The organism is Algirhabdus cladophorae, from assembly GCF_044772865.1.
Lineage (GTDB): Bacteria > Pseudomonadota > Alphaproteobacteria > Rhodobacterales > Rhodobacteraceae > Algirhabdus > Algirhabdus cladophorae.
Genome location: NZ_CP173029.1, coordinates 552,501 through 576,615, shown reverse-complemented (window position 1 = coordinate 576,615; position 24,115 = coordinate 552,501). Strand labels below are relative to the sequence as shown.

At 53.7% G+C, this 24,115-nt stretch carries 23 protein-coding genes and 1 tRNA gene; 8 read left to right on the top strand and 16 right to left on the bottom strand.

The window, feature by feature from the left end; genetic code table 11:
* The first annotated feature begins 45 nt into the window (after positions 1 to 45).
* The gene (locus ACIRQ6_RS02815; protein ID WP_420862621.1) at positions 46 to 273 is read left to right on the top strand and encodes a histidinol phosphate aminotransferase; all 228 of its coding nucleotides are present in this window, start codon (positions 46 to 48) and stop codon (positions 271 to 273) included.
* A gap of 61 nt (positions 274 to 334) precedes the next feature.
* Here the strand turns inward: ACIRQ6_RS02815 and ACIRQ6_RS02810 are convergent, their stop codons facing one another.
* Entirely contained in the window at positions 335 to 1,534 is a 1,200-nt protein-coding gene (locus tag ACIRQ6_RS02810; protein ID WP_420862620.1) for a pyridoxal-phosphate-dependent aminotransferase family protein, read from the bottom strand.
* Between the two features lie 139 nt (positions 1,535 to 1,673).
* Here ACIRQ6_RS02810 and ACIRQ6_RS02805 point away from each other — a divergent pair, with 139 nt between their 5' ends.
* On the top strand, positions 1,674 to 2,363 hold the full coding sequence (locus ACIRQ6_RS02805; protein ID WP_420862619.1) for a fused DSP-PTPase phosphatase/NAD kinase-like protein: 690 nt from the start codon (positions 1,674 to 1,676) through the stop codon (positions 2,361 to 2,363).
* Here the strand turns inward: ACIRQ6_RS02805 and ACIRQ6_RS02800 are convergent.
* The gene (locus ACIRQ6_RS02800) at positions 2,360 to 3,040 is read right to left on the bottom strand and encodes a TIGR04283 family arsenosugar biosynthesis glycosyltransferase (protein ID WP_420862618.1); all 681 of its coding nucleotides are present in this window, start codon (positions 3,038 to 3,040) and stop codon (positions 2,360 to 2,362) included. The two genes, ACIRQ6_RS02805 and ACIRQ6_RS02800, sit on opposite strands and share 4 nt — an antisense overlap.
* Before the next feature lie 61 nt (positions 3,041 to 3,101).
* Here ACIRQ6_RS02800 and ACIRQ6_RS02795 point away from each other — a divergent pair, with 61 nt between their 5' ends.
* The gene (locus ACIRQ6_RS02795; protein ID WP_420862617.1) at positions 3,102 to 3,839 is read left to right on the top strand and encodes a YgfZ/GcvT domain-containing protein; all 738 of its coding nucleotides are present in this window, start codon (positions 3,102 to 3,104) and stop codon (positions 3,837 to 3,839) included.
* A gap of 15 nt (positions 3,840 to 3,854) precedes the next feature.
* Here the strand turns inward: ACIRQ6_RS02795 and efp are convergent, their stop codons facing one another.
* Positions 3,855 to 4,418, bottom strand: coding sequence for an elongation factor P (gene efp / locus ACIRQ6_RS02790; protein WP_420862616.1), 564 nt, complete (start codon positions 4,416 to 4,418; stop codon positions 3,855 to 3,857).
* 215 nt (positions 4,419 to 4,633) lie between these two features.
* On the opposite strand from efp, the gene ACIRQ6_RS02785 reads away from it, so the two are divergent.
* Entirely contained in the window at positions 4,634 to 4,951 is a 318-nt protein-coding gene (locus tag ACIRQ6_RS02785) for a DUF6280 family protein (RefSeq protein ID WP_420862615.1), read from the top strand.
* Between the two features lie 72 nt (positions 4,952 to 5,023).
* On the opposite strand, the gene ACIRQ6_RS02780 is transcribed toward ACIRQ6_RS02785, so the two are convergent.
* Complete coding sequence (locus tag ACIRQ6_RS02780) at positions 5,024 to 5,602, bottom strand: cobalamin biosynthesis protein CobQ (protein ID WP_420862614.1); 579 nt, start codon at positions 5,600 to 5,602, stop codon at positions 5,024 to 5,026.
* Positions 5,603 to 5,648: 46 nt separating this feature from the next.
* Between ACIRQ6_RS02780 and ACIRQ6_RS02775 the strand changes: the two genes are divergently transcribed.
* A complete protein-coding gene (locus ACIRQ6_RS02775; protein ID WP_420862613.1) occupies positions 5,649 to 7,094 on the top strand; it encodes a cobyric acid synthase in 1,446 nt (481 codons plus the stop codon).
* A gap of 6 nt (positions 7,095 to 7,100) precedes the next feature.
* Here ACIRQ6_RS02775 and ACIRQ6_RS02770 read toward each other — a convergent pair whose 3' ends face one another.
* The 3 genes from ACIRQ6_RS02770 to ACIRQ6_RS02760 all read right to left on the bottom strand — a co-directional run bounded on the left by ACIRQ6_RS02770 (position 7,101) and on the right by ACIRQ6_RS02760 (position 10,507).
* On the bottom strand, positions 7,101 to 8,255 hold the full coding sequence (locus ACIRQ6_RS02770; protein WP_420862612.1) for a hypothetical protein: 1,155 nt from the start codon (positions 8,253 to 8,255) through the stop codon (positions 7,101 to 7,103).
* Between the two features lie 87 nt (positions 8,256 to 8,342).
* Positions 8,343 to 9,725 carry a TolC family outer membrane protein gene (locus ACIRQ6_RS02765; RefSeq protein WP_420862611.1) on the bottom strand — a complete coding sequence of 461 codons (1,383 nt, stop codon included), beginning with the start codon at positions 9,723 to 9,725 and terminating at the stop codon, positions 8,343 to 8,345.
* Between the two features lie 131 nt (positions 9,726 to 9,856).
* Complete coding sequence (locus ACIRQ6_RS02760; RefSeq protein ID WP_420862610.1) at positions 9,857 to 10,507, bottom strand: protein-L-isoaspartate O-methyltransferase family protein; 651 nt, start codon at positions 10,505 to 10,507, stop codon at positions 9,857 to 9,859.
* Positions 10,508 to 10,742: 235 nt separating this feature from the next.
* On the opposite strand from ACIRQ6_RS02760, the gene ACIRQ6_RS02755 reads away from it, so the two are divergent.
* A tRNA-Cys gene (locus tag ACIRQ6_RS02755) sits at positions 10,743 to 10,816 on the top strand.
* Between the two features lie 15 nt (positions 10,817 to 10,831).
* Here the strand turns inward: ACIRQ6_RS02755 and ACIRQ6_RS02750 are convergent.
* The 3 genes from ACIRQ6_RS02750 to ACIRQ6_RS02740 are packed head-to-tail and all read right to left on the bottom strand — an operon-like array spanning position 10,832 to position 12,382.
* Positions 10,832 to 11,947: a tyrosine-type recombinase/integrase gene (locus ACIRQ6_RS02750; protein ID WP_420862609.1), complete on the bottom strand. Its 1,116-nt coding sequence runs from the start codon at positions 11,945 to 11,947 to the stop codon at positions 10,832 to 10,834.
* Positions 11,934 to 12,200, bottom strand: coding sequence for a hypothetical protein (locus ACIRQ6_RS02745; RefSeq protein ID WP_420862608.1), 267 nt, complete (start codon positions 12,198 to 12,200; stop codon positions 11,934 to 11,936). The genes ACIRQ6_RS02750 and ACIRQ6_RS02745 overlap by 14 nt, the downstream gene beginning before the upstream one ends.
* A complete protein-coding gene (locus ACIRQ6_RS02740) occupies positions 12,197 to 12,382 on the bottom strand; it encodes a hypothetical protein (protein WP_159980396.1) in 186 nt (61 codons plus the stop codon). The genes ACIRQ6_RS02745 and ACIRQ6_RS02740 overlap by 4 nt, the downstream gene beginning before the upstream one ends.
* Before the next feature lie 148 nt (positions 12,383 to 12,530).
* Here ACIRQ6_RS02740 and ACIRQ6_RS02735 point away from each other — a divergent pair, with 148 nt between their 5' ends.
* Both ACIRQ6_RS02735 and ACIRQ6_RS02730 read left to right on the top strand, forming a co-directional pair.
* A complete protein-coding gene (locus tag ACIRQ6_RS02735) occupies positions 12,531 to 13,340 on the top strand; it encodes a helix-turn-helix domain-containing protein (RefSeq protein ID WP_420862607.1) in 810 nt (269 codons plus the stop codon).
* A 259-nt stretch (positions 13,341 to 13,599) separates the two neighbouring features.
* Positions 13,600 to 15,219, top strand: a complete 1,620-nt coding sequence (locus ACIRQ6_RS02730) for a hypothetical protein (RefSeq protein WP_420862606.1) — start codon at positions 13,600 to 13,602, stop codon at positions 15,217 to 15,219.
* Between the two features lie 41 nt (positions 15,220 to 15,260).
* Here the strand turns inward: ACIRQ6_RS02730 and ACIRQ6_RS02725 are convergent, their stop codons facing one another.
* The 6 genes from ACIRQ6_RS02725 to ACIRQ6_RS02700 all read right to left on the bottom strand — a co-directional run bounded on the left by ACIRQ6_RS02725 (position 15,261) and on the right by ACIRQ6_RS02700 (position 23,978).
* Positions 15,261 to 18,362, bottom strand: a complete 3,102-nt coding sequence (locus ACIRQ6_RS02725) for a type I restriction endonuclease subunit R (protein ID WP_420862605.1) — start codon at positions 18,360 to 18,362, stop codon at positions 15,261 to 15,263.
* On the bottom strand, positions 18,355 to 19,515 hold the full coding sequence (locus tag ACIRQ6_RS02720) for an AAA family ATPase (protein ID WP_420862604.1): 1,161 nt from the start codon (positions 19,513 to 19,515) through the stop codon (positions 18,355 to 18,357). Before ACIRQ6_RS02720 ends, ACIRQ6_RS02725 begins: the two co-directional genes overlap by 8 nt.
* Entirely contained in the window at positions 19,516 to 20,712 is a 1,197-nt protein-coding gene (locus ACIRQ6_RS02715; protein ID WP_420862603.1) for a restriction endonuclease subunit S, read from the bottom strand.
* Entirely contained in the window at positions 20,709 to 22,277 is a 1,569-nt protein-coding gene (locus tag ACIRQ6_RS02710; RefSeq protein WP_420862602.1) for a type I restriction-modification system subunit M, read from the bottom strand. Before ACIRQ6_RS02710 ends, ACIRQ6_RS02715 begins: the two co-directional genes overlap by 4 nt.
* The gene (gene mads1, locus ACIRQ6_RS02705) at positions 22,274 to 22,465 is read right to left on the bottom strand and encodes a methylation-associated defense system helix-turn-helix domain-containing protein MAD1 (RefSeq protein WP_420862601.1); all 192 of its coding nucleotides are present in this window, start codon (positions 22,463 to 22,465) and stop codon (positions 22,274 to 22,276) included. The genes ACIRQ6_RS02710 and mads1 overlap by 4 nt, the downstream gene beginning before the upstream one ends.
* A 358-nt stretch (positions 22,466 to 22,823) precedes the next feature.
* Positions 22,824 to 23,978: a hypothetical protein gene (locus ACIRQ6_RS02700; RefSeq protein WP_420862600.1), complete on the bottom strand. Its 1,155-nt coding sequence runs from the start codon at positions 23,976 to 23,978 to the stop codon at positions 22,824 to 22,826.
* Between the last annotated feature and the right edge of the window lie 137 nt (positions 23,979 to 24,115).

Sequence of the window (24,115 nt, the reverse complement as noted above, 5' to 3'; positions counted from 1 at the left end):
AGGCTAGGCTTTCGTTTTATCGTTGGGTTAACAGGGAGGCCGCATATGAGAGATCACAGTAAAATCGGTCACGCACCAGATTTCACCACGGCGTTCCTTTGCATGGCAGGAGTTGTACTATTCATGGCGTTAACAACAATCTACGCGATCTATGGCTTTGTGGGTGTGGCCCTCTTTGCTGTTGCAATGAACAAATGGATCACACGGCCAAAACGCGCCCGTGTTCGGTCGCAGGTGCAAGCCCCTGCATCAGCCAGACGGGATCCGCGGTAAGGGGCTCTGCGTGCTGGAACTAGCTGCCTTAACCCCAGACCATTTTCACAACAGAAACGGGCTAAGCGCGCTTTGCGTAGACCGTTGATGCAGCTTCTATTGCGTTGGGGCCGTGCGGAATTTCTAGGGCCTTAAGGCCTGCATCGATCGCCCCCAGTGTGCCCAACATCATATGCGCATTCACGTGCCCCATGTGGCCAATACGAAAATAGCCGTCCGAGTTCGGATCCTCATCCGTGCCCATGCCAAGACCGATACCTAAGGTCACACCCGCTTCTTGGGTCAACCACGTGCGCAATTGCGTGCCATAGGGCGCACCAATCCCGATTGAGGTGACCGCGTGGCTGCGTTTGCTAGGGTCCTTGATATTCATCGCCAACGGGCCGCCTTGCCCCCACGCATCGCAAGCGGCCCAAACGCCGTGGGCCAACGTTTGATGGCGTGCCCAAACGGCCTCCAACCCTTCCTCGATGATCATATCAAGCGCGACGCGCAGGCCGTAAAGATGGTGCGTTGGGGCAGTCCCATCCCAGTATTGAAAGTACATCTCGGGCGCCATACGCGGCCGCCAATCCCAGTAATGACTGACGCAATTGGCTGTCTCACGCACTGCATCTGCTTTGTCGTTAAAGAACACAAAGGACATGCCTGGCGGGGTCATCAGGCCTTTTTGGCACCCCGTGACCATCACATCAACGCCCCAGGCGTCCATTTCAAACGCATCACACCCAAGACAAGCGATGCTGTCGATCATCAAAAGCGCCGGGTGACCTATATCATCCAGCACCTTGCGCAAGGCCGTGACATCGTTCTTGACGCTGGTGGATGTGTCCACTTGGACCGCAAGCACGGCTTTGATTTCATGGAATTTATCCGCTTTCAAAGCCTCGGCCATCGCATCAGTGTCGATGTCAGACGCGCGCCCAAAATCCAAGATTTGGGTCTCGACACCCATGCGGTTTGCGATCTCGCCCCAGCCCAAACAGAAGCGCCCCGTGGCCAACACCAGAATCTTATCACCCCGGGACATGGTGTTGGACAATGCCGCCTCCCACGAGCCGTGGCCGTTGGCGATATACATCGCCACGTGATGCCCCGTGCGGGCAATGGACTTTAGATCAGGGACCAACGAATGGGTCATATCAATCAATGCACCCGTGTAAATATTGGGCGCCGGACGATGCATGGCCTGCAAAACAGCCTCAGGAATAACCGAGGGGCCGGGGATGGCGAGAGTGTGGCGACCGTTTGACAGGGACATTGATGCACGTGCTCCGAAAAGGGTTTGGCCCAGAGGTAGAGCCGATATATCGCGGCGTCAATTCGCCCTTTGCCTTGTAGCACCACCACTTTGCGCGTAGATGGCGCACCACGGTACGAAACTGGTTTGGACCCGCCCAATGAGCACTTGGAAAAAACGTCTTAAGAACTTTGAACGTCGTGTGCGCACCTCGTTTGGGGACGATATTTCGACACCCAAGGCGCGGCGAAACGCATTTTGGCACTATCACCTGTTTGATCACGCTTTCTTGCGCACGTTTTGGACGAACTTTGCCCAATTGGCGCCGGGCGTGTACCGGTCCAATCAGCCGACCCATGCGCGATGGGTACGCTACAAGCGAGACTATGATTTAAAGGCGGTCATCAATCTGCGCGGGGCCGATAAATTCAGCCCCTACCTGTTTGAAAAGGAAAGTCTGGAACAGCTGGGCATCCAATTGATCGATGTGCCGATCTATGCGCGCCGTCCCGCCTCGCGTGACGAAATGCTGGACTTAATCGACGCGCTCAAAAACACGCCCAAACCATTTTTACTGCATTGCAAATCCGGCGCAGACCGGGCGGGGTTGGCCAGCGTGCTGTATCTGCATTTGGTCGAAGGCGTGCCTTTGGCCCAAGCACGCAAGCAATTGTCGTGGCGGTTCTTACACCTCAAATCGACGATGACTGGCGCTGTGGATTTTGTCTTGGACGCCTACGAGGACGATACAGCAGGCAGCGATATGTCCTTTGAGGATTGGGTGGCCACAACCTACGACAAAACGACTTTGTTCAACAAATTCAAAGCCCAGCGCGGTATCACTGACTAGCGGCGGGTGTAGATTTTTACCAAATCCGCAGGCTTTGCCCCAGCCAAATAGCGCGTCAGCACCATCAGATTGCGTGTACCACGGCGCAACCAGCCATCCCGTTCATAGCGCGCGGCGCTGGTGTGGACCGTCAGCGGCAAAGGGCGCAGGCGTTTGGAGAGTTTCTGCGCGAGGGCCACGTCTTCCATCAAAGGGATCTCGGGATAGCCGCGCACAGACAGGTAAAGCGCTTTGGAAATGAGGAGACCTTGATCACCGTAAGGCAGGCGAAACCACGCAGAGCGTATGTTGGCCCATCCCGCAACCAAACGCCCACGCAGCCCGCCACTACGAAACGCCAAACGTCCGTAATAGGCGCGTTCTGGATCAAGGTGGTTCCAGACAATATTGGTCCAGCCTTCAGGCAAATGGGTGTCTGCATGCAACATCAACAGCCATTGCCCGCGCGCCGCTTCGCAGCCCAATGCCAATTGCGCACCGCGACCTTGGGCACCGGTCAATACCTCGGCACCCCATTCGTCGGCCAATTCCAATGTAGCGTCCGTTGAGCCGCCGTCACTTATGATCAACTCGCGCACCAAACCTGCTTCGATCCCTTCCATCAGGGCCATCAGGGTCGGGCCCAATTCCTCGGCTGCGTTCAGCGTCGGGATCACAATGGACACAGGTGCGCGCATTTTCTTCCTTTTGTCTGTTCCAAAGCTGCCTATATGATGAGCACAGGAAAAGGAATTCCCCATGACAAACACGCGCAAACTCTTTGATATTCAAGGCACAGACCGGGTCAGCTTTTTGCAAGGGCTGGTCACCAATGATGTGCGCGAAGGTTTGGTCTATGCCGCCCTTTTGACTCCGCAGGGTAAATATTTGGCTGACTTTTTCCTGCTGGGCACGGATGAGCGCATTTTGTTGGACATTGATGCAAGCATCGCGGATCAAACCGTTCAACGGCTCAGCATGTATAAACTGCGCGCAGATGTGACGATTGAGCCGAGCGAAATGAAGGTACAACGCGGGCTTGGCGAGGCCCCGGACGGTGCGATTGCGGATCCACGCAATGACGCATTGGGATGGCGGTACTATGCCCCCGATGCAGGGCCAGATCACGAGATTGATTGGACCGCGCTTCATGTGGCTCACTGTGTGCCGCAAACCGGGATCGAGTTGACCCCAGACAGCTATATCCTGGAAGCCGGGTTCGAACAGTTATCTGGCGTTGATTTCCGCAAAGGATGTTACGTGGGCCAGGAAGTGACCGCGCGGATGAAACACAAAACCGAGCTGCGCAAAGGTTTGACCAAAGTCAAGGTAACCGGTGCTGCCCCAACAGGCACACCCATCCTATCAGGCAGCAAGGAAGCAGGTGTTTTGTACAGCCAAGCGGCGGGCGAAGGCATTGCCTACCTGCGTTTTGACCGTGCCAAAGGCGAAATGACGGCTCAGGACGCCACTGTACACCGGATCGATCCGGCCTGACGTGGCGTCACAGGGCTAGGCGCGTTCCGAGTATTCCATGGTTTCGGTGTTGACCACGATGGCTTCATCTTGGCCCACAAACGGCGGCACCATGACCTTGATCCCATTGTCCAAGATCGCAGGTTTAAAGCTGTTGGCAGCGGTCTGGCCTTTGACAACCGGCTCGGTCTCGACAACGACGCAAGTGACCTTTTGCGGCAGGGACGCGCTGAGCGCTTCCTCATCGAAATACTCGATCTGGGCAATCATGCCGTCCTGTAGAAACGGGCGACGATCCCCAAGGATTTCAGCGGGCAATTCGATCTGTTCGTAGGTTTCATTGTCCATGAACACCAACATTCCGTCAGATTCATAAAGGAACTGCTGGTCTTTTTGATCCAAACGAACTTTCTCGACCTTATCGGCGCTGCGGAAGCGTTCGTTCAGTTTCGAGCCATTGCGCAGATTTCGCAGCTCAACCTGTGCAAAGGCACCGCCCTTGCCGGGCTTGACGTGGTCGACTTTGACCGCGGTCCAGAGGCCATCGTTATGCTCCAGAATGTTACCGGGGCGGATTTCATTGCCGTTGATCTTTGCCATGTCACAATTCCGTCGCAATTGGTTGAAGAATGATTAACGGCCCCTATATCCATATGATGTTCAGCTGGCAAGAGACGTGATTTTACAGGGGCTCGCTATTTATGAGTATGCAAAAAATGCATAGCAGCCATGCAATAAGAGGCTATCCGAATCGTCACAGTTACGTCATAAAGAACGCCACGCCGAAAAGACAAGAGCAACAATAAGGATACGAGATGAGAGATTTCGTGGATGGCACCGCATTCAATAATGAACAAGGCAACCGCGCACGCAAACTGTTCGCTGCTGTGGTCTTGGCTGCCTTGGATGATGCAATTGCCGACGACAAGAAATACGGAAACGGTCCAGAACAAATCGCACGTTGGGCCCGCTCGCGCGATGGTCGCGAAGTGCTGTCCTGCGCTGGGATCGACCCCAACGAACGCGTTGTTGCCGGACTGATGGAATTTGTCTCCAAAGGGATCCGCACATCCGTTGCCCTGTCCCGTGAGGAAAGCGAACGTCGCAACGCGGCCCAAGCTGAGGCGGCATAAACAGCCCCCGCACCTTTATGACTTAGAAATCGGCGTCCCTTGGGGCGTCGTTTTCGTTTGTAGACCCATTGGCTAAAGATCTGTCATCATAAAGGCCCAGAAAAACACAGGCGCCAATTCAAGGGTCATCAAAACCGCAACGCTGGCGCGCACCCAAATTTCTGTAAACCGCCGCCATAGAATGATCGCCATCGCGGCACAGAGGGCCATTTCGATCCCACCGATCAGTGCCCCATGATGGTTGTTGTCCCAATAGCTGACAGGGCTGATAAATTTCCAATCAGTCAGCGGCCAAAAATGCGCGCGGGCGTCCTCCATATGCAACGGGAAATCAAGCGCGATATGCAGCAAAGCGGCCCCGGTTAAGGCAATAGCCCACGGCACCCTACCCCATAGCGCAAAGGCAAAGCCAATCCCCCAAAGGATAAAACTGTTATCCACGGCAAAAACCTGCTGCCATTGTGGACTAAAGTAGAGATCGCGGAACACGATCTGAGGCGAAATATCCAACAGAAAGATCGACACACCCGCCATCAGATAAAGCGAAACGTCAGGCAACATCGCCCCAATCAACGCGCCAAAGATGGTTTCCATTTGATGCTTTTTGCTGAAGGCTGCGAGGCCAAAGATCAAATGGGCTGGCGTGTTCATCCGCTTTGTCCTAACTGGAATTGCAGCGGCAAGGGTAGAGGGCGCAGTGGCCAAGTCAATCATGATCCAAGGGGCAGGTTCAAACGTGGGCAAATCCATGGTTGTGGCGGGTCTAGCACGGGCCCTGCACCTGCGCGGCATGCGCGTGCGCCCCTTCAAGCCCCAAAACATGTCCAACAACGCGGCAGTCACGGTGGATGGCGGGGAAATTGGCCGTGCTCAGGCATTGCAGGCCTTAGCGGCCTGTGCCGATCCTGTGGTGGATATGAACCCGGTATTGCTAAAACCAGAAAGCGATGTGGGCGCGCAGGTTATTGTGCATGGAAAGCGGTTTGCGACCCTCAAAGCCCGCGATTACGCCAAGGTAAAACCAACCCTGCTTCAGGCAACCTTGGACAGCTTTAACAGGCTAGCGCAAGACGCAGATATTGTGCTGGTTGAAGGGGCCGGTTCCCCTGCCGAAATTAATCTGCGCGCCGGCGACATCGCCAATATGGGGTTTGCACAAGCCGCTGACGTTCCCGTCGTATTGGTCGGTGATATTGATCGTGGCGGGGTCATTGCCCAATGTGTGGGCACTCACGCGGTATTGCCTCCCCACGATCGCGATCGGATAAAGGCCTTTGCCATCAACAAGTTCCGCGGCGACCCCAGTCTTTTTGACGATGGGTTGGAAGAAATTGTGCAGCGCACCGGCTGGCCATCGCTGGGTGTTGTTCCATGGTTTGCAGATGCGTGGAAACTACCTGCCGAGGACATCATGGACATCGCCAGCACTCAGGGCGGTGCTTTCAAAGTGGCTGTTCCACGGCTGAACCGGATCGCCAATTTTGACGATTTAGACCCTTTGTCCAGTGATCCCAATATCACGGTCGAGATTGTCGAGGCCGGACGCCCCCTGCCCGGTGATGCACAGCTGGTTTTGATCCCTGGCTCAAAATCTACAATCGCTGATCTGGCTCATTTTCGCACCCAAGGTTGGGACGTGGATTTGCAGGCCCATGTGCGGCGTGGCGGTCATGTCTTGGGCCTGTGTGGCGGGTATCAAATGCTGGGCCGCGAGATTATCGATGAAGACGGTATCGAAGGCCAAAAAGGGCGCTTTGACGGGCTGGGCTTGCTGGATGTGGTGACGCATATGGGACCTCAAAAGACCCTGCGTCGCGAGACCGCGCGATACATCAAAACCGGCGAGGCCGTCGAGGGATACGAGATCCACATCGGCGAGACATTGGGCCCAGATTGCGAACAGGCGTGGCTGGATATTCAAGGCCGCCCCGAAGGTGCTGCATCCGCGAACGGGCGGGTGCGTGGCACCTATATGCATGGGTTGTTCAGCAGCAACGCCTTTCGTGCGGCATATCTGGCCGAGTTGGGCGCGGCTGCGTCGAACTTGGACTATTCCGCTGACGTTGATGCGACATTGGATGCGCTGGCCGCACATTTAGAGCGCCATCTGGACATCGATCTGCTGCTAGATCTGAGCCACTAAAGCCAGTTATTCCAACTCAAGGCTAGCGAGGGCGCGATGAATTTCGCGGCGCACAAGTTTGCGCACATTTCGCGTGATACGCTCGCCCAAAACACCCTGCAATTCCTCGCGTACCAGTTCCGAAACCAAATCGCGCAATGTCTCCTCATCCAGGATTGACTCGTCGAACCGCGACACTTCGGAAACCATATCAGTTTCGGAATCTTCTTCGTCAGTGTCGTCTTCTTCAGCCTGAGCTTCGGCCCGATCAGCGAAGGATTGTCCAACAAACGGAATAGTGTTGTCGATAGAAGCAAACCGAGGTGGTGTCGCATCCTCTTGGACATCTTCCCAATCGTCCTTGGGCAGGCTGTCCTCTGGATCAAAGTTGTTGTCACCAAATGAGAGAGGCGCTTGGATATCGTCCTGCTCATCTTCGTCATAGTCATCAGTCACGGCCTCGACAGGCTGTTCAAACAACTCGGACGCCTCTTTGACCTCGGGATCGTCCTGCGCCAGTTCCAAAGGACTATCTGCGCTTAGATGCAAAACATCCTCGGGCTGTTCTGCCTCAAAAACCGTCTCAATTTGGCTATTTTCCGGCTCGGCCTCCAGAAAAAACGCGTCATCCGCTTCGGTTTCGGGATTGGGCGCCAGATCAGCCTCATCCGCGTCAAAAACATCTATGGCAGCGGCTTCGTCGTCAGCGGCGTTAAAGCTGGCAACTGGTGCTGCGTCCAAAACACTGTCCTCGACCTCCTGAGGCCCGTCACCGTCCTCTTTAGGCACGTCACCGTCCTCTTGAGCATGGGTAAACTCAAAATCAGTGCTTTGAACAACGGCCTCTGAACTCTGCAAAGGATCTTCATGGGGCAAGGTTGACGCCAGTTCATCCAATTCAAGGCCATCGCTTTGGGCTTCGGCGGCAACCGCGTCGATTGTATCCTCGGTGGTCCAAGAATCCTCGGCCTCGGGTGGGTTTGCATCGCTTAAGTTTGCAGGCACAGCCTCGGCAACGCCATCTTCTATATCTTCAACCCGCAATGACGGGGTCAGAACCAGTTTTTCTACCGGGACAGTATGCGCCGGGTCAGCCTTAAACGCGCGGGTGTTTTCAGACACCAACTTGCGAATAGACGACAACACGTCTTCAATTTCTACATTTTTTACCGGATCGGACATAGGGCACCTGCTCTGGCCTCTTTGGGACAGGTTATCCGCAGGCGACGATTCCTTCAACCGTCTGGCAGCAGCAAATTCCGTTAAACTTTATTGTTTGCCAATGGCCTTGAGAACCCGGTCCAATTGCTTGCCTTGTTTGGAGTGGCTGGCAGGCGCGTTTTTCACCAGATCATAGTAGGCCGTTGGATCGTAGGTGCGGATCCCCAGCTTTAAATGCTCAGCGGTCATCAAACCCATGCTGGCAAGGATACTGTAGCGCGCGTTAATCTCGTCGATTTGCGCCGAAATCAGGTTCGTCTGGGCGTCCAGCAATTCCTGCTCGGCATCAAGCACATCCAAAGTTGTTCGCGATCCCAACGTGGCCTCTTCGCGCACCCCTCTAAAGGCAATGCGAGAGGCCCGTACTTGGCGTGCAAACGCCTCGCGACTGGCAATCGCAGTGGTCAGCGAGGAATACGCATTGCCCACGCTTTCGCGAATTTCATGGGTTGTCAGATGCAGCGCTGCGCGTTGAGCATCCCGGCGCGCAGACTGCTGCCGGATCAAAGAGGCAATCTGGCCGCCGCTGTAAATTGGACCGCTCAGCTGCAAAGTCACAGATTCGTCAGTTTCCCATTCGTCGTTCAGGGTCAACTGGCCCTGCAACTGTAGTGTTGGCTTTGTTCCCGCACGCGCCTCGGCAATCCGAAATTCAGCAGCCGTTACATTGCGCTGTGCTTCTTTGACACTGGGGTGATATTTTACGGCGTAGCGTTTTGCAGCGGCCTCATCCCGGGCCAAAGCAGGTGGATTGGTCGGTGCGGCCAGCGCCCCGGGGGCACGGCCCACGGCGCGGTAGAACTGTTCTTTGGCCTGCGCAAGATTTCCCTGGGCGCCAGCCAATTGGCTACGTGCCGAGGCCAGTCGCGCCTCAGCCAGGGCCACATCCGTTCGGGTCACCTCGCCCACATCAAATCGATCTTGGGCCGCACGCAGTTCCTCACCAATCACCCGCACGTTACTCCGGCGCAAGTCCACAAAAGCAGACTGGCGACGAACTTCCATGTAGGATTGCGTCGCACCCAGCAAGACCGATTGCTCGGCCGCGACCAGGGCCTCGCGGGTTGCCAAAACCAATTCCTTTTGCACCTGTGTGCCATAGGCAGAGGCGTAGAAATCATACAACACCAGCGAGGCCGTGATCCCTACCGAGGCATTCGTGTCCCATTCGTCCCGCAACAAGGACTGCGACGATCGCGAGGCGCGGACCTGTGCTGTGTAGGATAAAACAGGGCGCAACGCGGCCAAGGATTGTGCCACATCTTCGTCGGCAGCGCGCAGCAGCGCACGTTGCTGCTCCAAAAGGCCAGAATGTTTGTATGCGCCAATCAAAGCATCCGCCAGAGTTTCAGCAGAACTGGCAACAGGCGCCATAGCCAAGGCGGCCCCTACAAACAGACCAGTTAATTTGCGTCGAATCCGTATGGCCATATTCATCCCCGAGTGTCTGTTCATTTCGCAAAGGCGCATCGCCTCGATGGCAACCCACGAGGCAGTACTCCCAAGTGGACTATCTAGTTTAGCTAACAAACTGTCAAAGGCTTAGGCCGACATTCTTGGATCTAAAGCTGAAATTCCTCGGCAGCTTGGAATCCATCCGCAACTGCGACGGCTGCATTGAACGCAAACCGCCAAGTGACAGTGCCGCCCTCTTTGCGACCAATACGAACAGCCCCCAAGGCGCCATCCATAAAGAGAACCGCAATCCGGCCGCCATCCTTAAGCTGGTCCAACAGGCCTTCGGGCATGGATTGCACGCCCACCTGAACCATAATCGCGTCATAGGGCCCATGTTTAGCAGCACCGTTCGACAAAGCTCCGGTTACGACAACGGCATTGTCCACTCCGTGCTCGGCCAATGTGTTTTGCGCCTCATCCGCAAACGCTTCGTCTTCTACGGACACAACCGCCTGCGCCATGTGGGCCAGCACGGCTGAAGAGTAGCCAAAGCCGCAGCCCACATCCAAGACCAGATCATCGGCCCCAATCGCCAGCGCATCCAACATTTTGGCAAATGTGCGCGGCTCCAACAGCCAACGTCCGTTCCCCAGATCAACATTTTCACTGATATAGGCCACTTCCATTTGCGTCCTTGGGACATAAGCTTCGCGCGGTACACTGAGCATCGCGTCGATAATAGGGAATTTTGTGACATCAGAAGGGCGTACTTGCGTATCGACCATCATGGTGCGGCGGGCTTGAAAATCGCTCATGGTGACTCCCGGTTTCGGCTGGCTTTGGGCGCTTATGTGTCACATGCCGCGCGTTGGAGCAACGGCTTTGCGATCAATTGGCAAGCAGCCGATTAACGCGTGTGGCGCGTGTAAGCCCCGCCAAATGAATTTTGCACGCTTTTTCCCCCGCACAACATCTGGACAAGCCCCAAGAAAGGCGTAATAACCCGCGCTGTGTAACAGGCCAACAACCCTGCCGCACACACCACAGGACGGCGAGTTGGCGGAGTGGTGACGCAGCGGATTGCAAATCCGTGTACACCGGTTCGATTCCGGTACTCGCCTCCAAATAAAATCAATCACTTAGCTCTCTCCTCTCTTTGCCCCATCGGGGACGTTTACAATAGCGTTTACAGTTTTGTCCTCGCGGCGCTGCTTTTCGCGCTTCAGTAAGTCGAGGACTTCCGCGCTTTCAGCAGGCGAAACGGCGGCGTAATGCTCGATCACAGCGGCGGCGTAGCGAAGCGACCAACCCATGTGATTTGCGATTTGGTTGAGGCCTAGGCCCGCTCGTAGGAGCCGTGTGGCCGCCGTGCCGCGTGTATCTTGGAGCCTTAGTGTCGGATCGCTCAGCTTGTCGGCTATGCGATCCCGGTATCGTGTGATAGCTCGGCTAGCCGATGTTGGCCGGAGCGGCTTACTTCGGTCATTAACCAACAAAACAAGCTGATCTGCGGGCGTTTCATCAATCAACTGCCGCAATTCAGGCGTGACTGGAATGTGCGCCACGCGTCCGCGTTTCTGGGTTCGCACCCTGAACCGGTCAATTCCATCGAAGCTCTCCAGGTTGCCGCGTGTCAGACGCACAAGGTCCGCTGGCCTTAGGCCGGTCTCGCAAGCTAGCGTCATCACACGTTTCACCCAGGACGGTGCAGCGTCCTTGAACGCCTTTTGGTCCGCTTCGGTCCAAACTATCTCAGCCCGGTCGACTGAGTAGATGCGGTGAAGGCGGTCACAGTAGTGCGCCGCGATCTTCCCTTCATCCCTCGCCCAATTGAGAATGCGTACGGCAACGGTTCCAGCATAGTCATGCTGCTTAGGCGAGTTTTTCCACTTGGCCCGCCACTCGTTCAGCTCCCCGCGCGACTTTGGGTTTTCCCAAAGCTTCGCGGGATCGTCTACGAACTCGTCCGCAAATCGCAAAGCCCACTTCTTGTAGTCGGCCTGTGTTCGTTCGGCCTTGGGCATCGCCGTGCTGTCTAAGAAGTCATCGACCATTTGCGGTGTCATATAGTCGGCTGAGTGTCGGGCCTTGATCGCATCAGCGAAAGCGATCAGAAATTTCGGATCACGTGGTTCTCTAACCGTGTCAGTCCAAAATTTTGGACCACCCCGCCATGCATAGAAATGGTACCGAAAGCCTTCGACAGTCTTGCGCCGAACCCTGTGAACCCCTTTTGGCAAACTACTGCGCGGCACGCCTTGCCCTCCTTGCTTCAACAAGGTCACCTTCCTTCGCACCTGCGGCTATCACTGCTGGCAACCCTTGGGCTTGGTCCAGCCGAAGCCTCACAAGCTTGGGGTCGAAGTAGTTCGGGTTTCTCCGAACTGGCGTGATCCCCAGGTTACGACAAAACCCGCGAAACGCATCGTTCGGGGATGCAAAACCAAGCGCCGCAGCGAGATCATCAGACGAAACCAGGCTGATTGCTTTAACGCTGAAATCCATCATTCTGCGCCCTTATTTGATGCATCAAGCCTCATGAGGGTTTCGAGCTGCTGGGCCGACAACATCATCGCGCGGCCAATCGAATAGTACTGGCCATGCTCGCGCGCCTTGGTCCGCAATGCCCTCGCCGACACAATTGCGCCCGTCTTTCGCAACTTCTTACACCACTCTTCCGGGGTCAGCATGTCGTCGAAATTTTGCACTTGCAGCCTCACCAAAATGTCTTGAATTTCAGGATTCTACAAGTTCCTGCATGTTACCAGAGACAATCCTGGCCTAGACAAACCTTCCGAGCATATGGGAAGATATTTTCTCAGAATTTTGGAGGCGCGAATGTCCAAAAGCCGAATATTTGAGTTTGGGGGTAGTGATCTGCGCCGACTCGAAACTTGGGACCAGAAACATCGCGACGCTGCGTGGCGGAAGCGGTATGAAATCACCCTTGCTGAGAAGCGCACAAAGGAACTCAAGCGAACACGAAAGCCAGCCTCACTCGCGAAGGGCATTACCGACTACCGCAAGAAACGCGGTCTATCCCGAACAGAATTCGCCGATGAATTGGGTGTCACTCGCCGTTCACTATACAACTATGAGACTGGCGTCACGCCGGTGCCCGGCGACATAATCGAAAAGATCGTCACACGTGGTGACGTCGAGCTATCCGATGTTTTTGGACTGCCGCCGGAAGCGCCACATAGGCGTTGCCGACTGGACGACGCCAAGCTTGCCATCAGCCTATTTGCAGCTTGCCTTAAAGCCTATCGCTCCGCGCCCGTCGATAAGGTTATAGCCCATGTTGCCCTCAAAGTCGCCGACTGGCCACTCTCCGTTCGGAGGACGGATCATTCGATCAAGAGAGTGGCACAACGGTTGACGGATGATCTGGCTGATGAGGAAATTGCTGAAGAACTAGACAAAGAGCTTAAGAACCTGAGCTACCAAAGCCCAATGCTTGCTGGAGATAGCGACGAGGTTCTTGCCGACAGCGTTGAACAGCAATTCCAGCTCTTGCAGCAATCCTACGCAACCGGCGACGATGAGCAATTTGACCAAGCTCTTACCCGCGTGTCCGAGGTCCGTAGAATGAAAGCAAACGGCGTTTTGGACATGATCCGGGAAAGGATGGCGGAGACTGATCATTGAATCCCGATCCAGAAAGCTTGCGGGAAAGCTTGCGGGAAAGCTTGCGGGAAAGCTTGCGGGAAAGCTTGCGGGAAAGCTTGCGGGAAAGCTTGCGGGAAAGCTTGCGGGAAAGCTTGCGGGAAAGCTTGCGGCGGCGATATACTGCTAGCAAGCGGAATGCGGATTTATTTTTACATACTTACAGATACTTACGGCCATTTTCCGAACTCCTTGTACAGCCAAACATCACAGGCCAATCCCATGAGGCCCGCCACACACCATGACCCAGGAACAAGCACGCAAGTTAAGCTCGCGCCTCCAGCAGATCATCGCACAGGACCAGATCGATACGGGTTTCGAGGAAGATCGGCAGTTTAATATCGAGACGGCGACATTCCCGTTTTCGGTGAAAGCGACAGTCACTTTTGAAAAAGAGGTTGTTGAAGATACTGCGCCGCCAGATTCGCGCGACACCCGCACAGAAGCTCTGGCCAAGCTAGACCGTACATTCCATGATCGCATAAATGGTGACTGGTTAGAGGCATATATCTCCGACCCCACCCAAGACGGAAAATTCGAACGGTTCAAAGAGCCATTCTCCGCCAGCCACAGCCGTACCTGTGAAAGCTGCAATGGAGCCCGCAAGCTAAGGTGCCGCTCCTGCGGCGGCCGAAGGGTTGTAAGATGCACAAGCTGCTCGAATGGCCATGTTGCCTGCACCAACTGCGACGGTTCCGGTATGCTAAGATGCATAGGTTGCGGCGGAACGGGACGACAAGATTACAGTGAAAACGTGCCCTACAGAGGAGTCGGCGGACAGACATTCTACCGCTTAGAAACCAGAACACGAGCTTGCTCGGGCTGCGGCGGAAAAGGGCGCAGCATATATTGTGGCTGTCAAAACGGAAGTCGCGTCTGCCCCTCCTGCGCCGGTCGAAGCGAAGTCCAATGTGGTGGTTGTTCCGGGACCGGCGAAAACGTCTGCTCGACATGCCAAGGCGCAGGCGATGAAGGCTTCAAGCTCACATACACGCCAGTAATTGACGAAAATACTCAACTCGCATGCGAGCCTGACCAATCAACCTTTGATCGGTACATGCGCGAAGTTCCGGGCTTTTTGGAACAGAAAACAGCTCTGCAACGCCAAAATCTCAAGTATAGGGCGGAAGGCGCAAACGGGCAGTACAGATACAACGCAGTAGCGCATACAGCCCGAGCATCAGGTAGCGAAACCGACCCAGCACTTATTTTGGGTCATGAGAGCATGGAACCCTATCGCTCGCCCGAGTACTTGGACCGGATATCTGCACGCACCGTTCAGCTTCTTGAAGATGATGCACTTGCCGATCTAAAGACCTATCCACTCGGTCAAGCGTGCCTTGAAGCGATCAGAAACAAGCCCCCTTTCGACTTGGGCGGGATGAGCAAGTTTGATCCAGGTCAGCAGTTGACGAATTTGGCGGCACAAGCCCGCAAACGCCTCGCATTGAAACTTACGGAAGGCGAGAGCCGTTCCATTGCAATCTTGTGCGGGCTGGCCTTTGCGGCCTTGTTACTCGTGCTGCTTATTCCGACCAGCAGCTCTATCAGCTCGTTGCTCGCAAAAGTCTATTTTGGCATTCCGATCTACGGAGCGTGGGTTGCATGGTTCTTGCAAAGCAAAAAACGAAGAGAAAAGCGATCTCAACGAGCGCTTGAGGCTATCGGCGAGGAAGTGGAAATCGGCACGGCTGTCCTAAAGACCTCTGCAGCCTCCTTGGCCGTAGCCCAGGCATTTGCGTTTGTTGTGGCGGCTCAAGTGAATGGTTCGCAAGTTTGCCGCTTCGAAAGAGGCGTTTGGGACAACACCGTATGCGGTATCGGTGAGTATCTATTCGGACTAACTTTGCTTTTCCATTAGCCTCTCGATCCGCAACTCGCGAACATCAAGCATCAATACTCCTAAATCTTCCCGCCAACACCCTTGAACTTTTCGACAAATAACGAAATTCGTTGGAAAACATCTCTTTTTTTAGTCAGGTATTGTGGATTGAGCGGACTCATTTTTGGAAGGATTGAGTTCAACTCTGTGCCGTTTTCACTCGCATATTCACGTTTGACCGACGTAGCGATGTAGCGCTTGGCGGCATCCACGTTCAATTTTTCGTCGGTTATTAGCTCTTCCGCTTCCCGGCGTTGTTCTGCCTGTGCGAAGGCAAAAAATGCCTCAATCACACTCGCTTTGTCCCCCAATTCATCAAGGTTTGTCTGATTGATGAAATCGACGATGAGGCTTTCTTTCGCGCGGTTGCCAATGCTGGCGCGAATAACACCGCGAACTTCACCAACAAGCTCTGACTTGCTTTTGGTTCTCTTGTTGTGCTCGAAGATCAACTCAAGGATGTAGTCCAGATTGATCTCCTGGGACTTCAAAAGGTCGACCTCAAAGACGACATCATCCCAATCAATCGTTGACTCAACCCGCTCAGTGCTCGCCTTTTCACGGCGAAGCCAATCCCGGATGTCATTGTAGGTCGAACGGTAGTCTTGGAGCTTGCGGTCAGCCGGCATCTTGATGCCCTTTAGCTCTTCGACATCATCATCGCTCAAATGATGCTGCTCCTTGAACGCTGTCACCGCTTGAACGTCACTCTCATCAAGCTCTTGGAGCTCCCTTAAGCTTGAGAATTCATCGTAGTTCTGAAGAATATTCTCAACACGGAGATATTCGCCGAACAGCTTTGCAAAGGCCTTCTTGTCCGCTTCTCTTTCGATGGCGGTGGGGTCTGGGAAACGCTCTTCCAACTCTCGGACGACTTCGACAAAGCCTTGCCGTGCCTCGCCTGTTGTCTGGTCCGTAAAACCTTCCATGTATTCCGAATAGCTCTTCTCCAGAACGACGCTCTTGGTATTGGCGTTGCCAAAGAGTGTGATCGCCTTGACGGTCGCCTCTTCCAGGTCGCGGAAGGTAACGATGTTGCCGAAAGACTTGGTTGCATCGTAGATTCGGTTGGTGCGGGAGTAGGCTTGTACTAGGCCGTGGAAACGCAAGTTCTTGTCAACGAAAAGCGTATTTAGGGTTGGCGCGTCAAACCCGGTCAAGAACATGCCAACCACAATGAGCAGGTCGACTTCTTTGGACTTCACTCGCTTTGCAAGGTCCCGATAGTAATTCTGGAAACCTTTACTATCGACGCTGAAATTCGTTCGGAAAAAGGCATTGTAGTCCGCTATGGCGGCGTTCAGGAATTCCTTGGCGCTGCTGTTCAGCGCCGAAACCTCAAAACTCTCATCAGGAATATCACCAATAGCATCCTGTTCCTCGTTGGCCGCGAAAGAAAAGATGGTCGCGATCTTCAAAGGCTTGTCGCTACCAACCTGCAACGCGTTCAGCTTTTCGTAATAGAGCTTGGCCGCATGAACGCTGCTCACCGCGAACATGGCGTTGAAGCCCTTATTGTCTCCATAGAGACGATGCGTCTTGCGCCGAAAGTTCTCGAGAATGTACTGGGAAATCTCCGCGATCCGTTCAGGGTGCTGAAGGGCTTCTCGATTTTCAGCTGCGGTCAGCTTCTTTTCGTCCTGTTCGGTTTCGATCGCTTTGAACTGCGGGCGCACATCATTGTAGTCCACCTTGAACTTCAGCACCTTCTCGTCGCGGATCGCGTCGGTGATCACATAAGAATGAAGTTCGCTCCCGAATACGCTGGCCGTCGTCTCCGCTCCAGAAGCATTTTCCGGAAAGATTGGCGTTCCGGTGAAGCCAAACTGGCTAAATTTCTTGAACTTCCGCTTGAGGTTCTTCTGTGCTTCACCAAACTGGCTGCGATGGCACTCGTCGAAAATGAACACGACCCGCTGGGTATAAAGCGGCAGGTCGCCCTCGCTCTTCATCAAATTGTTGAGCTTTTGGATGGTCGTAACGATGATTTTGTTGTCGTCCTTGGAGAGGTTCCGCTTCAAGCCAGCGGTGCTGTCCGATCCATTCACGCTATCCGGCGAGAAACGCTGATATTCTTTCATCGTCTGGTAATCGAGGTCTTTGCGGTCGACCACGAAAAAGACCTTGTCGATGAAGTCGAGGTCTCTGGCCAGGCGGGCCGCCTTAAAGCTAGTCAGTGTCTTGCCCGAGCCCGTTGTGTGCCAGATATATCCGCCGCTTTCCGGCTTACTAAGCGTCTTGCCTTCGAACGAGCTTCTAATCTTTCGGAGGATTCTTTCCGTCGCCGCGATCTGATAGGGACGCATAACAAGTAGCGTGTCGCTGACGTCGAAGACGGAATAGTCCAGCAACACAGTCAACAACGTGCGCTTCTCGAAAAAGGTCGCCGTGAAATCCTTCAAATCTCGGATCAGGCTGTTATCTGCCTGTGCCCAATTCATGGTAAAGTCGAAACTGTTTTTATCGCGCTTGGTCGTGTTCGCGAAGTAGCGCGTATCCGTGCCGTTTGAGATTACGAAAACCTGAAGGTACTTGAAGAGAGAATGGTCTGAGTTGAAGCTCTCCTTGCTGTATCGGTGGATCTGGTTGAACGCTTCCCGAATGGCAACGCCGCGCTTTTTCAGCTCAACCTGCACCAGTGGAAGCCCGTTCACCAGGATGGTCACATCATAGCGGTTCGCATGAGAGCCCGCCTGTTCGAACTGCTTGATGACTTGGACCTTGTTGCGGCAGACATTGGCCTTATCGACCAGATACACGTTCTGGATACGGCCATCATCGAAGACGAAGTCAAAGATGTAGTCATCATGTATCTTGCGGGTCTTGTCTGTGGCACTGTCGCTGGGCTTGTCCAAATAGGTTTCGACGAAACGCGTCCATTCCTCATCCGTGAAGTGAACTTCGTTGAGGGCTTCCAGCTGAACGCGAACGTTCGCCAGCATAGCGTCCGTTGATCTCAGATCGTCCAGATACTCGTAGCCCTGATTGCGCAGGTCATGAACAAGCTCGCGTTCTAAATCGGCCTCGGACTGATAACTATCAGCTGCTTCCCAAGCGCGCACGTACTTATCGAGAACGATGAAGCGATTGGTTTCGGCTATTGGGGTCGACTGCTCAGGCATTCGGGGCCTCCTCCTGCCAGTAGCTGTAGTTGTTGCGCAGATGATCCAGCAGGAGCTTCACCGTCTGCTTTTCCTGCGGTGACGGCTCGGCAATTGCCTCGCTGGACAGCGTGCTATGGCTCGTAAACTGAATGATGCGGTTTAGGTAAAGTTGCTGGTCGTCCGGCAGCAGCTCTGACCATCGCGGATAGCCCAGAAAGTTCGATGTCTTTTCATAGAGATTGCGCAGCAGCGTGAAATGATAGCGTTCAATCTTGTCCGCCGCGACGGCCTCCTCCAGGGTCTTTTTGAGGTAGAGGTGATATGAGAAGCTTTGGCTCGAGTCCCCCTTCTTCTCGGTCAGCTCAGCCGTCCCGTCCTCCAGCCGCTTCAGCATGTAGCAGGTTTTGGCCCCTAATTCATTGTGTAGCACATTGAAGAACAGCGGGTTGTGGGTTGTGATGATGAACTTCAAGCCGTTGGTACTGTCACTTCTCGTGATCAGCTCGGCGACATCGACGGCTAGCTGGATGAGGTGGTTTTCGTCTAGTGAGCTAACCGGGTCATCGATGAAGATGTATTCGAGATCGTTAAACTGATCCGTCTCGCGCTCATCAATTTCGGCGACGTTGCGGGTGCTGATGACCTGATCCAGAAGACAATAAAAAACGCTCCAGATGAAGTTGCTTTCCTCGCCCTTGGAGATTTTGAGGCGCTCGGGATTGGTCTCCGGGTCTTGTCCCAGAGTGAACGTCACTTCGGAGAATGCTGGGACGGTGATCTCATTGCCGTCTTTGTCCTCGGTATTGTATTCCTCGTTAAAGCGTGGCGTCAGGTTTGGTTGGGTATAGCGTTGGAACGCGGTGATGATCCTCGTATCGAGTCCGAGGTCTTCAAAGGCGGATTTCGTGTAAGCATTCGGATGAATGCACAGCTTCCGCTCCGTATCACCGGCCAAATCGTTGTCCCAATAAAAGAGATCTTCGGTGAAAGCATTATAATAGAGCAACTTCGAGAGCTGGTCGTCCGGGCGGTCTTCTGTCTTTGGATCAATCAGCTCCCTGAATTCACCGGATAGTCGCGTTTTACCGGAGGCGTTGAACGCATAGATCAGCTGAACCTTTTTGTTGGCGCCTTGCAGCGTTTCGGCGATTTCGGAAAGCGTTTGTCCCATTTACGCAGCCTCCGCATCTGGCTTGGGAAAGCTCAGCAGCAGGTCGCGGTAATAGGCATACTGCTTTTCGCGCAGCTCGATTTCGCGGGGCAAGCCTTCGCTGATGGAAGTCGTTAGCGTGTCGAACGTGTCGAGGATCGCGACAATTCGGGCCTGTTCCGCAAGCGATTTTTTAGGATCGTTGGGATGCGGAATGGGTATCTTGAAACCCTTTATGAGACCGGAATTCAGATCACCACGCGCACCTTGCCCCATGTCCTTCAGGTTTTCATAGTTTCTGCTTACCCAGTGGAAGACGTAGCGATAATCTGCCTGAGCTGGGTCGATTTCTAGGCAGCAGCAGTGCTGGTTGGTGGTTAGTGGAATTTTGTTGATGCCTGAACGACCTGCAGTGGCTCCTGAAATTGCAATAATAACGCAATTCGCAGGTACCCACTTGGCCGCAGTTTCGTCTAAGGCTGCCTGAGTGATTTTCACCTCTGTGCCGTGAATATCGGAGAAGACGACTTCTTGAGTTCTAAGCCAAGGGATCGTGCCGCCTTCATAGTACTTAACACTTCCTGCCTTTGGCGTAGCACCTGAATAGGACTTCAGACTTACATCACCGAGCGTCTTCCACTCGACCTGATCCTCATCGAAGGTCAGGAGTTGGTCGCGGTAGTGGTTGTATTGCTTTTTGCGGGCTGTAAGCTCGGCTGTAAGCTCGGCTGTAAGCTCGGTGAAGCTGTCCAATATCCGGACAATCTCCCTCTGTATCGCCAGCGACTTCTCTGGATCATTCGGGCACGGGATGGGGATTAGCGTTTCTTTAGCTTTCGACCAATGCCGTTTGTAGTTGCCCGTTTTCTGGTAGAAATTCAGAAGCGCATGATAAATGTATCTCGGGTGGCCACCCTCCGGCTTTAGAATTTTAAGTCCATCAGCCCCCTGAACAAATGCGAAATCAACATACTTTATATGTTCGGAGTGATCTCCGAAGATTACATATTCATCGCTAGCTACTGGCTCGAAGCTTTCATCGGCGTATCCAGCGATAAAGTTTGCGCCTTGATCTACAATCGGGTTTCTACCCTGTTCCCGATAGTCGTTTTTTTGAGCTTTTGAAGGTGGGGTAACAGTTTTTACAAGTCTATCCAGCGGCACTAATTCCACTATAGCCCCGCCGAGATACTTCTCAAGAAAACCCGCCGCACTCATGCGTCAATCTCCGCAATGATCCCGTCGATGTCAGTGCGTAGGCGGTCGATCTTCGCAACCGTGGTTTTGATATCGGCATTCAGCGCGTCGATGTTCACAACCTCGCGCGTGTCCTTTGGCTCTACGTAGGAGCTAACCGAGAGGTTATAGCCCCGTTCAACGATGGTCTGATACGGCACCGAGGTAGCGACATGTTCGACTTCCTCTTTACCGTCGAAGATGTTCAAGATTTTCTGGATGTGGCCCGGCTCTTCCGGGTCATCATTATCCGTCATTGTGTTCGTGTTGGTAGCCTTCTTGAAGAAGTCTTCGCCAGTCGCGTCAATGAACTGAATGGCCGTGTCGGTCTTGTTCTTGGCCAGAACCAGGATCGTCACCGAGATGGTCGTGCCATAGAAAAGGTTGGAGGCAAGCGCGATCACCGTCTCAACATAGTTGTTATCGACCAGATATTGCCGGATCTTCTTCTCCGCGCCATCGCGATAGAAGATCCCCGGGAAACATACGATTGCCGCGCGGCCCTTTGCCGACAAATAGCTGAGCGCATGGAGCACAAAGGCAAAATCGGCCTTTGATTTTGGGGCAAGCACGCCAGCAGGTGCGAAGCGGTCATCATTGATCAGCGTCGGATCGTCCGAGCCTATCCATTTCACCGAATAAGGTGGGTTGGAAACGATAGCATCGAATGGTTTGTCATCCTGAAAGTGGGGCTGGGTAAGCGTGTCGCCGCGCTGGATGTTGAACTTGTCGTAATTGATGTTGTGCAGGAACATGTTCATGCGGGCGAGGTTGTAGGTGGTGTGATTGATCTCCTGCCCGAAGAAGCCTTCTTGGATTGTGTGCTCTGGAACGGCCTTATGAGCTTCAAGCAGCAAAGTGCCGGAGCCGCAGGCGGGATCATAGACTTTGTTGACGGTGTCCTGTCCGTGGGTGGCAAGCCGGGCGATCAGCTTGGATACATGTTGAGGTGTGAAGAACTCTCCACCGGATTTGCCCGCATTGGCAGCGTAGTTCGAGATCAGGAACTCGTAGGCATCGCCAAACAGATCAATCTTGTTGTCGTGAAAGTTCCCGAAATCTAGTTCCGCAACCCGCTTCAGCACTTTTGCAAGTCGGCTATTCTTTTCCGTCACTGTATTGCCAAGGCGTGTGCTGGTCGTGTCGAAGTCGGCGAACAGGCCCCTGATGTCCTGTTCCGAGGGGTAGCCATTCGCTGAGGACTCAATCGCTGCAAAAATCTTCGCCAGATCGGTGTTCAGGCTTTCATTCGTGTTGGCGTCGCCCGCCACATTGGCGAACAACTGGCTCGGATAGATGAAATAGCCCTTGGTCTTGACGGCGTCGTCCCTGATATCATCGATTATGACGTCATCGGATAGGGCCGCATAATCGATGCTCTCGTCACCGGCCTCAATATAGACGGCGAAATTCTCGCTGATGAATCGATAGAAAAGCGTGCCCAAGACATATTGCTTGAAGTCCCAGCCATCGACTGAGCCGCGCACATCGTTCGCGATATCCCAGATTTTCCGTTGAAGCACCGCGCGTTGTTCCTGGCCGGTCATTTCTTATTTTCCTTCTTTGGACTGGCTTCACGCTCTATCCAGTCCTCGATATCCACACGCCGAAACCGCCAAGTGCCACCAACCTTGAAGCCGGGAAGCTTGCTGTCGGCCGCGAGGCGGTAAGCCGTTTTCTTGTTGATCCTGAGATAATCGGCGACTTCATCAACAGTCATGATGTCATCTGCCATGCGAAGCACTTTCCCATAATCTTCCCTTTTGAGATTTCTATGGAAAATTGCGGATTCCCACAAGGCTTGCGACGAGGCTTGCGACGAGGCTTGCGACGAGGCTTGCGACGAGGCTTGCGACGAGGCTTGCGACGAGGCTTGCGACGAGGCTTGCGACGAGGCTTGCGACGAGGCTTGCGACGAGGCTTGCGTACCTCATCGGCACGGTCAACCCCCGTAGGGGAAAGGTCTTAAATTCCTGTACTTATAAGTACACCTGCCGCTGGATCATAAACCTCTAAAGGATCAAGATGCGGGACGAAGCCGACTTTAGCTGCTACTCCACCAACGTCCGGAGGTGCCTTATTTGAGCAGTTCGCTAGTGTGATATTCTTCCCAAAATCTCGTTGACAGATTTAAGCACACGATTCTTCTCTGAGTTGGAAATTCCTTCCATTTCGCCAAGCAGCTCGGCGTATTTCTTGTCTGAAAGTTGGCCAAGAGAACGATAGTGCTCCATGAACTCAGTTTCGAATCGTTCAGCAATCTTTGCATTTTTTAACATTATGGATGATGAGAGTGTTGGTGTGCCTTTCTGAGGTGAGTAAGCTCTCAAGCCAATGTGTACAGTCTCATGGTCATAAATGTGGTAGGAGAACGGACGAAGTTGCCCTTTCGGTATAGCAAAGGCAGAGAAGGCAAATGAGTCAGAAAATTCAATTTGCATTTGGCGGCATAGCTCCAACCAAGCATAGCTTGACTGAATTTCGTTCAGTGGCAGGTATGAAATAACTGTCAGACTTACTTCTTTTTCCGACCTTAGAAGCGCAATCGTGTTAGAGATGTAGGACCGAAATACTGGATCATCTAGCGAACCTGGCCCGCCAAATACCAAAGCCGAACCCGAGCGTTCTTGCTGCCTGACGATATTGGCCAATGCGCCACTTGCAGTTTCGGAATATATGACTTCGCTATCCAAGAGTAGCTTGGGCAAAGATATTTCCAGTGCTGGTTCTCCAGATTGCGGATCAGGCTCTTTGGTCCACACTATGTGCCTCACATTGGGGTCATCCGAAAATTTCGGATGGGGCGCCATGGGGACTCCGATAGTGGCCAATTCCGCAATAGCATTCTCGACTGCAAATAGAGTATACGAACGGCCGCCATCTGCCTTCTTGTAGGTTTCTATTGAAGCGTCATCCAGAAACCGCGGCCCGTCAAATTTTGGGTCTCCAAATCCAATAGCCATCGATGGTTTCAAATAGTACAGGCCTTGTTCCAAGGCGCTCCTCTTGAACCCATTCAGCAATGCTAAAGCGAATTGATAGGCCTCGCCCATTTCTTGGAAATTCCAGTACCAAGTATCGCCCCCTAGGTGCATAGACTGACTGGGGGAGGAAACCTCTTTTGCCTTCTCAATGATCTGGCTAACAACTTCGATCCCCGATGCCCGCACACGTTCTGGCGTAACTTCAAGGCTCTCAAGTTCTCTGGCCAAATCTGTAGCGGACTGGCTGAACCCGCGTAGCTCCATGATCAAAATTGGTACCAATTGAATGCTCCCAGTCTAATTAATTCTTGACACTAGAGATGTTTAGTACAATCTTTGCAACCCTCGTCAGAGCCGCCATTCGTTGATCTTGCAGCACCGGCCTATCAGGGCTCATTTAA